Origin of the sequence: Agromyces sp. NPDC056389 (assembly GCF_042262385.1) — a bacterium.
Classification (GTDB): Bacteria; Actinomycetota; Actinomycetes; order Actinomycetales; family Microbacteriaceae; genus Agromyces.
On the sequence record NZ_JBHJPN010000001.1, the window covers coordinates 2,093,146 to 2,105,593 of the forward strand.

Below are 12,448 nucleotides of genomic sequence, written 5' to 3' on the forward strand. Positions count from 1 at the left end.
CCGGCCGGCACGTGTACACACCGGCAGCACTCAGTGCCAGCACGCGCTCCGAGACGGGGCTCGACCCCGGTCGCTCATTCGACACGCCTGCGTGCGACGGCGATCTCCGCCGCGGATTCTTGCGCTCACGCAACAATCCCGCGTCGGGGCACAACCAATCGCAGAGCCTCCGCTCGTAGCCTTGAAGAGCACGGCGATTCGCGCCGCGCACGTCCCAGACGCACACCCACCCCTCATCGAGGATCGGAGGTTCACATGTCGAGCAACACCACGATCGACGCCATCATCGGCGAACCCGAGGTTCTCGAGGACGCGGTGACCGCCGCCGACCTCGCACTCGCCGAGGGCGTCGAGACGGATGCCGCATGGCTCCGCCTCAAGGAGTCGGCCACCGCGCTCCAGGCGCTGCAGGTGAAGGACGGCTCGGTGCCCGAGGCATCCGACGCAGTGCCCGATGCACATGGCGAGGCGTCGACGCTCGTCGACGCGATCGTCGAGTCGATCGAGGCCCTTGCGCCGCGGTTCCCGCACGAGGCCGAGTACCTCGCGGCATCCGTCGTCGACTTCCGCCGCTGGCAGTCTGAGGGCTTCGGCGTGCCCGACTTCCTCGACTCGCTCGTGGCGTTCCAGCCGCAGCGGCACCGCATCGACGGCATCCGCCACCTCGTCGTCTTCCCCATGTACACGCAGAACGGTTCGTCGGACCGGCACGTCGAGGCGCTCGTCGTCGAGACGATCTGGCCCGAGTTCATCGCAGAGCTCGAGGCCGGCGACTACGGCAACAAGCTCTTCGTGAGCCTGCGCCTCGTCGACTTCACGCCCGGGTACGACACGAACTCGGCGGTGCTGTTCCCCGAGACCGTCGCGATGCGCGAGATCCCGACGTTCACGTGGGGCGCGATCTTCCAGGACCGTGAGGCGGCGCGCTACCGCCGTGTCGTGCGCGCGGCATCCGACATCACGAAGCTCGAACTGCCCGCCGATGCGGCGGCGCTGCTCGAGGACCAGGAGCTCGCCGAGCGCACGTTCGTGATGTGGGACATCATCCACGACCGCACGCACATGCGCGGCGACCTGCCGTTCGACCCCTTCATGATCAAGCAGCGCATGCCGTTCTTCCTCTACTCGCTCGAGGAGCTGCGGTGCGACCTCACGGCGTTCCGCGAGTCGGTGAAGATCGAACGCGCACTGAACGCGCGCCTCGCTGCCGGCGAGGAGCTCACCGATGTCGAGGAGCAGATGCGCTCGACCGGCAAGCTCGTGCAGTACGCCGTGATCTTCGACCGCATCTTCCGGTTCGCGATCACGGGTTCGCGCGTGCGCAACTACGACGGGCTCGGCGGCCAGCTGCTGTTCGCGTGGCTGCACCAGAAGCACGTGCTCGACTGGACGGACGTCTCCCTGAGCTTCGACTGGGACGCCGTGCCCGACGCGGTCGTCGAACTCGGCGACGCGATCGACGAGCTGTACTGGAAGTCGATCGACCGCCCGAAGACGGTGCACTGGCTCGCCGCCTACGACCTCGTCACGAGCGTCGTGACGCCGAACCCGGCGTCCGTGTGGGCCGAGGGCCTGCCCCGCGAGGTGCTCGCCGGCCCGCCGAAGGGCTACACCGACCTCGTGATGGACGACGAGTTCCCGCTCTCGATGTTCTACGAGGCGCTCGACAAGAAGATGAAGCCCGTCATCGAGTCGACGGTCGGCATCACGGCAGCGAGTGCCTGAGTCCATGGCAGCAGGCGACCTGTCCGGCCGGACGGTGCTCATCGCGGGAGCGACGAGCGCCTCCGGTCGGGCGGTCGCCCGCGCGCTGCTCGATGAGGGCGCCCGCGTGGTCGCTGTCGGCAGCGACGAGGAGCGCCTCACCGCCTTCGAGGCAGAGCTGCCGGGCGTGATCGGCGAGCGCGCCGACCTCACCGACGGCGACGACGTGCTCGAACTCGCGATGCGCGTGCACGCGAGGGTCGGCGACGTCGACGGGGTCGTGCACCTCGTCGGCGGATGGCGTGGCGGTGGCGGCATCGCCGGCCAGACCGAAGAGGACTACCGCGTGCTCGAGCGTTCGTTCACGGCGCTCCGCTACGTCAGCCGCGCGTTCTGGGACGACCTCGTCGCATCCCCCGCGGGCCGCATCGCGATCGTCTCGTCGACGACGGTCGAGCGGCCCACCGCGGGCGGCGCGAACTACACCGCGGTCAAGGCCGCGAGCGAGTCGTGGATGCGCTCGCTCGCACAGGGCTTCGGCAAGGCGGGCGACACCGCGGCCGCGGTCACGTTCCGCGTGCAGGCGCTCGCCGGCCTCGAAGACCGGCTCGCGACCGCGGTCGTAGACCTCTGGGGCACGGATGCCGCAGAGCTGAACGGGCGCGTCGAGACGCTGTCACCCGAGGCCTGAGGCCGACCGGTTCGCGCGACCGGGCGCGACCAGGCGCGTCCGGGCGCCGACCGCCCGACGCATCGGGGCGTCTCGAGCGACGTCAGTCCTGAGGCGACTGACCGGCGTCGGGCGCCTCGGTCTCGGCGGGCGGCGGCGGGGCAGCAACGGGCGGCCGCGACTGGTCTTCGCGCACGGCCTCGCCGAGGCATCCGCCGTTCTCGCCGCCGTCTCCCTCGAGGGCGAGCCGCCAGGCGGCCTGGCCCTCAGCGCTGAGCCCGGCGGGCATCGCCGGGGCCGTCGATGTCGGATCCTGCGGCTCGGTGGTCCACCACTCCCACTCGCGGTACTCGTGGCCGGCCGCGACCATGCACTCGCGCACGAGCTGCTGGAAGCCGAGCCAGGCCTGCTGGTCCTCGGGCGTCGGCATCGGGTCGGGCACCGGTGGGCTCGTGGGATTCGGCGTCGGCTTCGGCGTCGGAGCCGGAGTCGGTTGCCGAGTCGCCTCGGGCGGGGTCGTCGGCTTCGGCAGCGGCGCGTCGTCGGTGTCGGCCCCGTCGGCCGGGGCGCCGGAGGCGTCGCCCTGCGCCTCGCCCGCGTCGACGTCGTAGGCGTCCGAACCCGTCGCGACCGGCTGCGGCGAGCGGGCGTCGTAGAGCACCGGGGCGCCGGTGGAGGCGGCGGCGACGCCGACGAAGATCGACCCGACGAAGAGTGCCGTGACGACGGCACTGAAGACGACGGTCTTGCGCATCGGGCACCTCCCGCAGCGATTCGGGAACGACCGCTCGGCCGCTCGGTGGTGTCCGAGCCATGGTACACGCCCCCCGAACGGGGGGCGAACCCGGGAGTTAGACGGCCGCCGGCCCCTGCTCCGAGATCTCCTCGGGCGTGTCGGGCGACTCGCCCGTCGCGACATCCGCCGGCGACCCCTGCTTGCGGCTCAGCCAGAGGAACGGCACGGCGAGCGCCTGGATGCCGCCGCTGACGAGCAACGACCCCGGATAGCCCCAGAGGTCGGCGGAGCGGCCGAGCACCGGCTGGATCACGGCGCCGCCCGTGCTGCCGAGCAAGGAGTCGAAGGAGAGCACGGTCGCGCGCTGCTGCGACGGGATCATGTCGTTGAGGTACGCCTGCTGCACCGGGCCGGCCGCCGCGTCGACGAGCCCCCACACGGTGAGGAGCACGAGCGCGATCCAGAAGTTGCGGTTCACGCCGAGCGCGAGCAGCACGAGGCTCGAGACGACGAGGCTCAGGATGATGGTCGTCGTGCGCTTGCGGAATCGCCGACGCACCCAGGGCGCCACGAGGCCGCCGACGACCTGCGAGCCCGACAGGATCGCTGCAGCGAGACCCGCGATCGAGTACGCCTCAGTGTCGCCCCAGAGCTCGACGAGGTAGGGCTGCAGCGCGTAGAAGACGTAGAAGCCGACGCCGGTCGTGAAGAACGACGCGAACATGACATACCGCACCGGCCGCCGCCCGAGCCCGTACTTCACCGAGGCGTTGAAGACCTCCTTCGTCGCCTGGATCGGGTGCGCCCGGCCAGCGGGCGTGAACCCGAGGTCGCGCATCACGAGCGCCGCGACGACGAACATGACGATGAGGATTCCCGCCCGGATCAGGAACGGCACCCCGAGGTTCGTGGCCTGCGCGACCACCCCGCCCGCGATCGACCCGATGAACATCGCCGCGCCGGCGAGCGCGAGGCCGCGCCCGAAGACCCGCTCGAGCCCGCCCGTGTAGCCGGTCGCGGCGAGCGCATCGACGAGCCACGCCTCGACGGCGCCCGAGAAGAAGGTGAAGCCGAGCCCGAGCAGCACCGACACGATCGCCCACATCCAGAACGGCGAGTGGGCGACCCAGAGCAGGTAGTACAGCACGGTCGTCACCGCGAGCGTGACGGTGCCGAGCAGGTACGAGACCCGCCGGCCGAGGGTGTCGGCGACGACCCCCGTCGGCACCTCGAAGATCACCATGCCCACCGAGAAGAAGGCGTTGGCGGCGAACGCCTCGAAGTTCGTGAGGCCGGCGTCGAGCAGGAAGAGCGTGTTGACGCCCCAGATGAACGAGGCGGCGAGGGTGTTGCCGATGAGCAGGGTGAAGTACGTCGCCTGCACCCGGCGCGCCGCCGGGTTCGGTGTCGTCTCCGCACGCGTCGTGCGTTCGGCCATGCGACACATCTTGCTCGCTTCGGGCGTGCACCGCCACGGTCACGTTCGCGTGCGGTTGTCGCGCTGTCAGCGGTTGCCGCGCTGCGAGCGGATGCCGCTGCGGCGCGCTGCTCGACGCGGCATCCGTCGCCCGCTACGCTCGCGGCATGATCCGCTTCCTCATCCGCACGGCGATCTCGCTCGTGACCGCCGCCCTCGGCCTGCTCGTCGCCTCGTGGATCCTCCCGGACTTCCACATCGAGTGGGGCGGGTTCCTCATCGCGATCATCGTCTTCACGATCGCGCAGGCGGTGCTCGGGCCGTTCATCTTCAACGTCGCCCGTCAGCACGCCTCGGCGATCCTCGGCGGCATCGGCCTCGTCTCGACGTTCGTGGCGCTGCTCATCGCCTCGCTCTTCCCGGGCGGTATCACGATCGACGGCTGGGTGACCTGGGTGCTCGCGACCCTCACCGTGTGGATCATCACGGCGCTCGGCACCTGGCTCCTGCCCCTCATCTTCCTCAAGGAGAAGGCGAAGGGCGCCAAGGCCTGAGCCGCGGCATCCGCGGGGCTCAGCGCTTCGAGGCTTCACCGAGCATGCGGACTCAGTGCATGTTGTCGTTGCCCGACTCGTGCACGGCGCGGCCCCAGCAGCCCGCGTCCTCCCAGCGGTAGGCGGCGCCGAGCCCGGCGTTGCCGTCGAGGGCGAGGGCCCACTCGGCCCGCTCGGACTCGGTGAGATCCAGCGGTTGGGCTCCCGCCCCGTCGGGGTTCCACCACTCCCAGTAGAGGTACTCGTGGCCGGCCTCGGCCATGCAGTCGCGCACGAGCTGCTGGAACTCGAGCCAGACCTCCCGCTCGGTCGGCGCTTCGGGGTCGACGGGCGTCTCCGCCGCGCCGAGCGGCTGCCCGGCTGCGCGGGCATCGGCCTCGGCCGTGTCGCCCGCCTCGGCGCACCCCCCGCCCGGTCGGTTGACGTCGGGTCCGTACAGGGCCTGCGTCCAGAGGACCGAGGTCTCGTAGTCGAGTCCGGTCGGCTGCGGACTGCCGCCGAGCCACCACTGCCATTCGAGGAAGTCGAAGCCGGCGTCAGCCATGCACTCGCGGATGACGACCTGCTTGCCGAGCCATTCCGAGCGCGCTTCGGGCGTGACGTACTCGTCGTTCAGCGGGTCCAGGTACGGGTTGTAGTCGGCGGCGTTCGTGCCGCTTCCCGAGACGGAGGCGAGCTGCGAGCCCTGCGCCTCCACGCCCTGCCCTGCCGCCGAGGCCTGCTCGGCCTGCCGGTCGACACTGCCGTCGGCCTCGGAGGAGACGAGCTCGGCTCGGGGCTGGCCGGCGTTGTACGCGGCGGCACCGAGCGCGACGATGGACGCCCCGCCGAGCACTGCACCCGTGATCGCGGCGATCGCGGCGATGCGTTGCACGTTCATGCGATGGTTCCTTCCGGGTCGAGGACGGGCGAACGGCGCGCCCGCTCGGGTCGTGCGGCCCACAGGGCCCTGGCCGACGGCAGCCACCAGGCGGCCATCGAGACGAAGAAGAGCACACCGCCGGCCGACAGCACGCGATTGATGACGATCGTGTCGCCGAGCGCCGAGGTGTAGACGGCATTGAGCGTGGTGCTCGTGGCGATGAGCGCGTACATGCCGAAGCGGAGCAGCACGTAGCTCGCGACGGCGAGCCAGAGCGCGCCGAGCCAGCGCGCTTCGGGCACGATCGTCAGTGCCGAGCCGATGAGCGCGAGGCCGAGTCCGACGACTCCGGCGGCGACGAGATCCCAGGCCCCGGCCCACGAGCCGTCGAGCATCCCGGCGCCGACCCGCACGACGATGAGCACGCCCCAGGCCACGAGCATCGCCGTCGCGACGTGCGCCAGTGCGGGCAGTGCGAGCGGGAACGTGCCCCTCGGCGCCGTCAGCGAGACGCCGCGCAGCCGGGCGACCCGCCACGCGAGGTCGGCGGGAACGCCGCGGATCGCGCGTCCGACGATCGATCGACCGGCGGTCGGCGCATCGCCCGCCGCCGCCCGCTCCTCGAAGACGTCGGACTCGAGTTCGGCGAGACGATCGGCGGCGACATCCTCGGGCAGGTCGCGCGTGTACCAACGGCCCCACGCGAGCACGGCGCGATCGCTGCGATGCACGGCACGGTCGCGTCGATCATCGGATGCCGCTCGCTCGCGCTCGTCGAGAACTCCGCCGATGCGCTCGACGGTCATGCGAAGGCCGCCTTCGCCGGCACGGCAGCTGCGACCCGACGCGCGTCGAGCTCGGTGCGGTAGGCGAGTTCGCCGGCACCCGTGACCCGGTACAGACGGCGCCGCGGGCGCCCCTCGGCCGCACCGATCTCGGCGTCCTCCCAGACGGATTCGAGCAGACCCCGCTCGCTCAGTCGGGCGAGCGCCTTGTAGAGCGTGCCGTGCGCGGTGAGCGCCGCGGCATCCGCTCGCTCGGCGATGCGCTTCGCGAGCGCGAAGCCGTAGAACTCGCCGTCGTCACCCTGCAGCTCCATGCCGGCCGCGAGGATGTCCACCTCGAGGTCGACGAGCCGTCCTTCACGTCTGCGCGCCATGGGATGAGAATAGGAAGATACCTTCCCCAAGGCAAGGCCTCGCACGATACTGAGCAGGATTCGGAATTCGGCGCACCTCGGGTTAGCCTGCTCGTCACCATCCGCGAACCCGACGCGGATCCGTACCGGGAGCCCCCACCCATGCGCAAGCGCACCGTCGCGCTCATCATCGTCGCCGCCGTCATCCTCGCCCTGCTCGGCGGGGCCTACTGGGCGGGTCGTCACCTCTTCTTCGAACCCACCGCGAAAGGCGTCGACTCGGTCGTCGCCGAGCTCGACGGCGAGCGCGTGCTCGGCGTCTTCGCCCACCCCGACGACGAGCAGACCGTCAACGGACTGTTCTTCCGCGCCCACCAGGGCGGGGCGTACACGGCCATGATCACCGCGACGCAGGGCGAGGCCGGGCACCAGACCCCCGTCGTCGCGCGGCAGGAGGACCTCGGCGACATCCGCAAGGCCGAGGCGCTGAAGAACAGCTTCAACCTCGGCGTCGACCGGCACGTCGTGTGGGACTACCCCGACGGCGGGGTGCCCGAGGCCGATGAAGACGAGCTCGTCGCGCGCGTCGTCGCCGAGATGAAGCGCGTGCGCCCCGATGTCGTCGTCGGCTTCTGGCCCGAGAGCGGCGCGACCGGCCACAAGGATCACATGCAGATGGGCAGGGTCACCGAGCTCGCGATCGCGGAGCTCGAGGCATCCGGCGGCTCATACACGGGGCCGGAACATCTCGTGTACACGATCAGCCCCTCGGGTGCCCTCTCGGTCTTCGGCGGCGAGGCCGGTGCGTTCGTCGTCGCGAACCAGCCGAAGCCCGAGTACGCGATGAGCGCCGAGGTGGCGAAGAAGCACGAGGGGTGGACGATCCACTCCTCGCAGTCGAACTACATGCAGGAGTCCTACATCCTGCCGACGTGGCTCATCTACGCGCTCTGGGACCAGGAGTTCTACCACGTGCGCGATCTCGAGGCCGATCCGCTCGTTTGATCGGTCGCTTCGGCTCGACTCAGGCGAGCACGAGTGCCTTCACCGCCGAGCTGAGCCAGGCCTCGAACTCGGACTGACTCCACCCGGCGCCTTCGACGAGCTGCTCGTACCCCTCGGGCGAGGCGAGGAACGACAGCACGTCGGCGAGCCGATCTCGCTCGGCGTCACCCGGCGCGTCACCTCGGAGCATCCCCCGCTCGACGAACAGGTCGATCGCCGCGCGGAAGTCCGCGTGCCGGCGCACCTGCTGCGCATCGAGCGCCTCGCGCACGAGCGGGTCGGATGTCCCGGCACTCACGAGACTGCGCCAGAGCCTCCCGGCGCGCGCGTTCGCCTCGGCGACGAACCGCGCCCAGGCGGCGAGCAGCTCGTCGGGGTCGCCGACCTCCATGATGCGACGGCCGACCTCGCGTTCGTTGATGCCCTCATGCCCCTCGTCCCCGGCGAACGCCTGCTCGAACGACGCCAGCAGCAGCTCGCGCTTGGGGCCGTTGAGCTTCACGGTCTCGACCGAGACGGATGCCTCGCGCGCGATGTCGGCGAGTGATGTGCCGGCGTACCCAGCGGAGGCGAAGCTCGCGCCCGCCGCGGCGAGGATGCGTCGTCGGGTCGCGGCAGCCTGCTCGGCCCGAAGGGTCGAGCGATAGCTGCGCGAGGGCGTGGTCGACATGGACATATTGACTATCCTAATGGGTTAGTGAATACTCTGGAAGGCAGATCAAGCCTATTGGAGTCCCATGCCTTCCATCCTCATCGCGAGCACGCCCGTGCACGGACACGTCACGCCTCTGCTCGCCGTCGCCCGTCACCTCGTGCTCGGGGGCCACCGCGTCCGGTTCCTCACCGGCTCGCGCTTCCGCTCCGCAGTGCGCGAGACCGGAGCGGAGTTCCTGGCGCTGCCCACCGACGCCGACTACGACGACCGCGACCTCGAGGCCGCCTTCCCCGGCCGTGTCGGGCGCACCGGCCCCGACGGCATCCGCTACGACATGTCGACGATCTTCCTCGGTCCTGCCGCGAGTCAGCTGCGCGCGGTCGATGACGCCCTCGTCGCAGCGTCCACCGACGTCGTGCTCTTCGAAGGACTTCTCCTCGGCATGCTCGGCCTGCTCTCGCGGCCCGCGTACGCGAGGCCGAAGACGGTGAACCTCGGCATCTTCCCGCTCGGACTCGACAGCGTCGACACCGCGCCGTTCGGGCTCGGCGTGCTGCCGAAGCCCGGCATCGCCGGCCGCGTGCGCAACGCCGCCCTCGGCTTCGCCGCGAAGCGCGTCATCTTCGGGGGCGTGCAGCGCACCGCCGAGCACTTCGTGCTCGAGTCCACCGGCGAGCGGCTCGAGGAGTTCTTCTTGAACTCCGCCGCCCTCGCCGACGCCGTCGTGCAGTTCACGGTGCCCGGTTTCGAGTACCCGCGGCGCGAGCTCGCGGCATCCGTTCGCTTCGTCGGACCGGTCTCGCGCACGGTCGCCTCGGACCACCCGGTGCCCGAGTGGTGGCACGAGCTCGACGGCACGCGGCCCGTCGTGCACGTCACCCAGGGCACGATCGCGAACACCGATTTCGACGAGCTCATCGCCCCGACGATCGCTGGGCTCGCGGATTCCGAAGCCCTCGTCGTGGTCAGCACGGGCGGGCGGGCGGTCGCGAGCCTGCCGCATCCGCTGCCCGCCAACGTGCGCGCTGCCGAGTTCCTGCCGTACGACCGGTTGCTCCCGTTGACCGATGTGCTCGTGTCGAACGGCGGCTACGGCGGCGTGCACTACGCACTCGAGCACGGGGTGCCGCTCGTCGTCGCCGGCATGACCGAGGACAAGATCGAGGTCACGGCTCGCGTGCAGTGGTCAGGCGTCGGCGTGAACCTGCGCACCAATCGGCCGAAGGCGGCGCAGGTGCGCGAGGCGGTCGACCGCGTGCTCCGCGAGCCGGCGTACCGGGAGGCGAGCGAGCGACTCGGCGCGGAGATCGCGGAGTCGGAAGGTCTCGCGGGCCTCGACCGCGCGATCGAGGACGTGCTCGGAATCGCGGTCGCGAGCGAGGTGTAACCGCGCGCACCGCGTCTGCCCGCACACTCACCCGCCCGCCGGTACCAGCGGCCGGACACCAACCTCCTCATCCGCCCGCCCACTCCCCGCATGCCATGCCAACCTGTGGAGAACTTCCACCCGGCCACTCCTGTGGAGGATGAGTGGCCGGTAAACGGCTGGTGAAGCGGGATTTCCCCGACGTTCGAATGTCGGTGGGTGGTGGCAGTGTTGTGGGCATGACCGGCATCCGCGAGGCGCTCGAGCAGGTTCGCTCGGCGCTCGACGCGGCGCTCGATTTCGACGCACCACGTGGCCTCGGCGATGATGAGCTGCTCCTCGCGACGGGCGCACTCGAACGCGTCGGGCGACTGCTCGACGCGCACCGTGCAGGCGTCGCGGGTGAGATCGCGGACCGTTCCCGGGTCGAGCTCGGCGGTCAGCGATTGTCGGCGCGCAAGGGGTGCCGTTCCGCGGCCGAACTGCTCGAGCGGGTGACGCAGGTCTCAGGCGCCGAGGCGCGTCGCCGCATCAGCGTCGGCGCCGCGACCCGGGCCGGCACCGGCCTGACCGGGCAGCCCGTGCCCGCGCAGCACCCGCACGTCGCAGCCGCGCTGGGCGCAGGCGAGATCGGCGCCGACGCGGCGGCCACGATCATCCGCGAGCTCGGCCGCACCCGCACCGTCGCCGACCCCAGTCGACTCGACGTCGCCGAACGCGAACTCGTCGACCAGGCGACCGGCACCGGCGACGCGGCACCGGTACGTGCCGGCGCCGAGGAACTGGCCGTGCAGGCGCGCGCATGGGCGGCCTTCCTCGATCAAGACGGACCTGAGCCCGACGACGAGCGGGCGATGCGCCGGCGAGGCTTCCGTGTCGGTCGAGCGCGCGAAGGCCTCATCCCGATCTCGGGCGAGCTGCTGCCAGAGGTCGCGGCGAAGCTCACCCGTCTCCTCGACGCGCACCTCTCGCCCCGCAGCGGTGGCGGATTCCTCACCGACGCCGAGCGCGCCGACCCCGCCGTGCAGGCCGAGACCCGCACCAACGAGCAGCAACGACACGACGTGCTCGCCGCGATCATCGACACCGCCGCACGCTCCGGCGAACACCCGACCATCGGCGGGGCAGCCCCGACCGTCCTCGTCAGCGTCCGCGCATCCGACCTCGACGCCTCACGGGGCGCGGGCCACGCCGACGGCGTCGAGCTGCCCATCTCGATACGCGCAGTACGGCACATGATGTGCACCGGCGGCATCCAGACCGTGGTCTCCGACGACGCCGGCCCCATCATCCGCCTCGGCTCACCCGAACGCTGCTTCACCGCGCACCAGCGCCGGGCGATCACCCTCCGCGACGGCGGCTGCCTCATCCCCGGCTGCACCGTGCCCGCCGCGTGGTGCGAGATCCACCACGTCACCCCCGACAGCCGCGGCGGCCCGACGCACACCGACAACGGCGTGCTCCTCTGCTGGTATCACCATCGCTCGATCGACACCTCCGGCTGGGCGATTCGCATGCGGCGCGGAGTGCCCGAGATCCGGCCACCCGCGTGGCTCGACCCGGGCGGCGGCTGGCGCACGTCGACCACTTCACCGACCCGACTCGCCGACCGACTCGCCGATCGACGCGACCTTCACTCCGCAGCGCCCGAACGCGCCTCGGTGTGAGCGATCGCGTGACCGGAAACCCGGAAACCCGGCAACCCGGCAACCCGGCAACCGCTCAGAACCGCCGCGTGAAGGGCGCGGGCTTCCTCATGCGCACGAGCAGCACGATCGGAATGAGCACGTACGGCAGGTTGAACGCGAGGAACTTCACGGGGTTCGTCGTCTGCCACTCGGGCTCGCCGAAGAACTCGACGCCGAACACGATGATGCCGGTGATCGTCGAGATCATCGTCGCGTAGATGACGCTCGGCAGCTGGATCCAGTTCCAGCCGCGGATCAGGGAGATCACGAGCACGATGTAGAACGGCATGTAGACGAACGCCGAGAGCCCGGTGACGATGCGCATCCACACGGGCGGCTCCATGAAGAGCGGGTCGGTGTCGCTCGCGTACCAGTAGTTCGAGTTCACGAAGAAGTTCGACGACGGCTGCGAGATGTCGACGCCGAGAGTCGGCAGCATGTCGCTGATCAGGCTCGTGATCGTGAAGAGCGAGAAGACCACGATGAAGAACCAGTCGAACGGGCGCTCGCGCAGGCTGAGGTTCGGGGCGGTCGTCGAGTCGGCGGTCATGGTTCGAGAGCGTATCGAGCCGGATGCCGCGCCCACCAGCATCTCGAGGCGCGCGCCAGCATCTCCGTCGCCCGATGGATCCGCGCGGCGGGGCCACTCGCTA

13 protein-coding genes are annotated in these 12,448 nt (G+C 70.7%); 6 read left to right on the forward strand and 7 right to left on the reverse strand.

Going from position 1 to position 12,448, the window contains the following annotated elements; all coding sequences use genetic code 11:
* The first annotated feature begins 255 nt into the window (after positions 1-255).
* Together ACFCVM_RS09760 and ACFCVM_RS09765 are read left to right on the forward strand one after the other, a co-directional pair.
* Positions 256-1,725: a DUF6421 family protein gene (locus ACFCVM_RS09760; protein WP_375835975.1), complete on the forward strand. Its 1,470-nt coding sequence runs from the start codon at positions 256-258 to the stop codon at positions 1,723-1,725.
* 4 nt (positions 1,726-1,729) lie between these two features.
* Entirely contained in the window at positions 1,730-2,395 is a 666-nt protein-coding gene (locus tag ACFCVM_RS09765) for an SDR family NAD(P)-dependent oxidoreductase (RefSeq protein WP_375835976.1), read from the forward strand.
* An 82-nt stretch (positions 2,396-2,477) separates the two neighbouring features.
* On the opposite strand, the gene ACFCVM_RS09770 is transcribed toward ACFCVM_RS09765, so the two are convergent.
* Both ACFCVM_RS09770 and ACFCVM_RS09775 read right to left on the reverse strand, forming a co-directional pair.
* Positions 2,478-3,128 carry a hypothetical protein gene (locus ACFCVM_RS09770; RefSeq protein WP_375835977.1) on the reverse strand — a complete coding sequence of 217 codons (651 nt, stop codon included), beginning with the start codon at positions 3,126-3,128 and terminating at the stop codon, positions 2,478-2,480.
* 97 nt (positions 3,129-3,225) lie between these two features.
* Entirely contained in the window at positions 3,226-4,548 is a 1,323-nt protein-coding gene (locus ACFCVM_RS09775; RefSeq protein WP_375835978.1) for an MFS transporter, read from the reverse strand.
* A gap of 146 nt (positions 4,549-4,694) precedes the next feature.
* Between ACFCVM_RS09775 and ACFCVM_RS09780 the strand changes: the two genes are divergently transcribed.
* Positions 4,695-5,081 (forward strand): phage holin family protein, encoded by a 387-nt coding sequence (locus ACFCVM_RS09780; RefSeq protein WP_375835979.1) that lies wholly within the window; start codon positions 4,695-4,697, stop codon positions 5,079-5,081.
* Positions 5,082-5,133: 52 nt separating this feature from the next.
* Here the strand turns inward: ACFCVM_RS09780 and ACFCVM_RS09785 are convergent, their stop codons facing one another.
* The 3 genes from ACFCVM_RS09785 to ACFCVM_RS09795 are packed head-to-tail and all read right to left on the reverse strand — an operon-like array spanning position 5,134 to position 7,102.
* On the reverse strand, positions 5,134-5,961 hold the full coding sequence (locus tag ACFCVM_RS09785; protein ID WP_375835980.1) for a hypothetical protein: 828 nt from the start codon (positions 5,959-5,961) through the stop codon (positions 5,134-5,136).
* On the reverse strand, positions 5,958-6,749 hold the full coding sequence (locus tag ACFCVM_RS09790; protein WP_375835981.1) for a hypothetical protein: 792 nt from the start codon (positions 6,747-6,749) through the stop codon (positions 5,958-5,960). The genes ACFCVM_RS09785 and ACFCVM_RS09790 overlap by 4 nt, the downstream gene beginning before the upstream one ends.
* The gene (locus ACFCVM_RS09795; RefSeq protein WP_375835982.1) at positions 6,746-7,102 is read right to left on the reverse strand and encodes a PadR family transcriptional regulator; all 357 of its coding nucleotides are present in this window, start codon (positions 7,100-7,102) and stop codon (positions 6,746-6,748) included. The genes ACFCVM_RS09790 and ACFCVM_RS09795 overlap by 4 nt, the downstream gene beginning before the upstream one ends.
* A gap of 141 nt (positions 7,103-7,243) precedes the next feature.
* Here ACFCVM_RS09795 and ACFCVM_RS09800 point away from each other — a divergent pair, with 141 nt between their 5' ends.
* Positions 7,244-8,086, forward strand: a complete 843-nt coding sequence (locus tag ACFCVM_RS09800) for a PIG-L deacetylase family protein (protein WP_375835983.1) — start codon at positions 7,244-7,246, stop codon at positions 8,084-8,086.
* A 19-nt stretch (positions 8,087-8,105) separates the two neighbouring features.
* On the opposite strand, the gene ACFCVM_RS09805 is transcribed toward ACFCVM_RS09800, so the two are convergent.
* A complete protein-coding gene (locus ACFCVM_RS09805; RefSeq protein WP_375835984.1) occupies positions 8,106-8,756 on the reverse strand; it encodes a TetR/AcrR family transcriptional regulator in 651 nt (216 codons plus the stop codon).
* Positions 8,757-8,823: 67 nt separating this feature from the next.
* Between ACFCVM_RS09805 and ACFCVM_RS09810 the strand changes: the two genes are divergently transcribed.
* Positions 8,824-10,128, forward strand: a complete 1,305-nt coding sequence (locus ACFCVM_RS09810) for a glycosyltransferase (protein WP_375835985.1) — start codon at positions 8,824-8,826, stop codon at positions 10,126-10,128.
* A 218-nt stretch (positions 10,129-10,346) separates the two neighbouring features.
* Complete coding sequence (locus tag ACFCVM_RS09815) at positions 10,347-11,774, forward strand: DUF222 domain-containing protein (RefSeq protein WP_375835986.1); 1,428 nt, start codon at positions 10,347-10,349, stop codon at positions 11,772-11,774.
* 55 nt (positions 11,775-11,829) lie between these two features.
* Here the strand turns inward: ACFCVM_RS09815 and ACFCVM_RS09820 are convergent, their stop codons facing one another.
* Complete coding sequence (locus ACFCVM_RS09820) at positions 11,830-12,345, reverse strand: EXPERA domain-containing protein (protein WP_375835987.1); 516 nt, start codon at positions 12,343-12,345, stop codon at positions 11,830-11,832.
* Positions 12,346-12,448 lie beyond the last annotated feature (103 nt).

What these genes read in the sequence shown, in the direction of transcription:
- ACFCVM_RS09760 (WP_375835975.1), top strand. Translation starts at nt 256, where the DNA reads ATGTCGAGCAACACCACGATCGACGCCATCATCGGCGAACCCGAGGTT.
- ACFCVM_RS09765 (WP_375835976.1), top strand. Translation starts at nt 1,730, where the DNA reads ATGGCAGCAGGCGACCTGTCCGGCCGGACGGTGCTCATCGCGGGAGCG.
- ACFCVM_RS09770 (WP_375835977.1), bottom strand. Translation starts at nt 3,128, where the DNA reads ATGCGCAAGACCGTCGTCTTCAGTGCCGTCGTCACGGCACTCTTCGTC.
- ACFCVM_RS09775 (WP_375835978.1), bottom strand. Translation starts at nt 4,548, where the DNA reads ATGGCCGAACGCACGACGCGTGCGGAGACGACACCGAACCCGGCGGCG.
- ACFCVM_RS09780 (WP_375835979.1), top strand. Translation starts at nt 4,695, where the DNA reads ATGATCCGCTTCCTCATCCGCACGGCGATCTCGCTCGTGACCGCCGCC.
- ACFCVM_RS09785 (WP_375835980.1), bottom strand. Translation starts at nt 5,961, where the DNA reads ATGAACGTGCAACGCATCGCCGCGATCGCCGCGATCACGGGTGCAGTG.
- ACFCVM_RS09790 (WP_375835981.1), bottom strand. Translation starts at nt 6,749, where the DNA reads ATGACCGTCGAGCGCATCGGCGGAGTTCTCGACGAGCGCGAGCGAGCG.
- ACFCVM_RS09795 (WP_375835982.1), bottom strand. Translation starts at nt 7,102, where the DNA reads ATGGCGCGCAGACGTGAAGGACGGCTCGTCGACCTCGAGGTGGACATC.
- ACFCVM_RS09800 (WP_375835983.1), top strand. Translation starts at nt 7,244, where the DNA reads ATGCGCAAGCGCACCGTCGCGCTCATCATCGTCGCCGCCGTCATCCTC.
- ACFCVM_RS09805 (WP_375835984.1), bottom strand. Translation starts at nt 8,756, where the DNA reads ATGTCGACCACGCCCTCGCGCAGCTATCGCTCGACCCTTCGGGCCGAG.
- ACFCVM_RS09810 (WP_375835985.1), top strand. Translation starts at nt 8,824, where the DNA reads ATGCCTTCCATCCTCATCGCGAGCACGCCCGTGCACGGACACGTCACG.
- ACFCVM_RS09815 (WP_375835986.1), top strand. Translation starts at nt 10,347, where the DNA reads ATGACCGGCATCCGCGAGGCGCTCGAGCAGGTTCGCTCGGCGCTCGAC.
- ACFCVM_RS09820 (WP_375835987.1), bottom strand. Translation starts at nt 12,345, where the DNA reads ATGACCGCCGACTCGACGACCGCCCCGAACCTCAGCCTGCGCGAGCGC.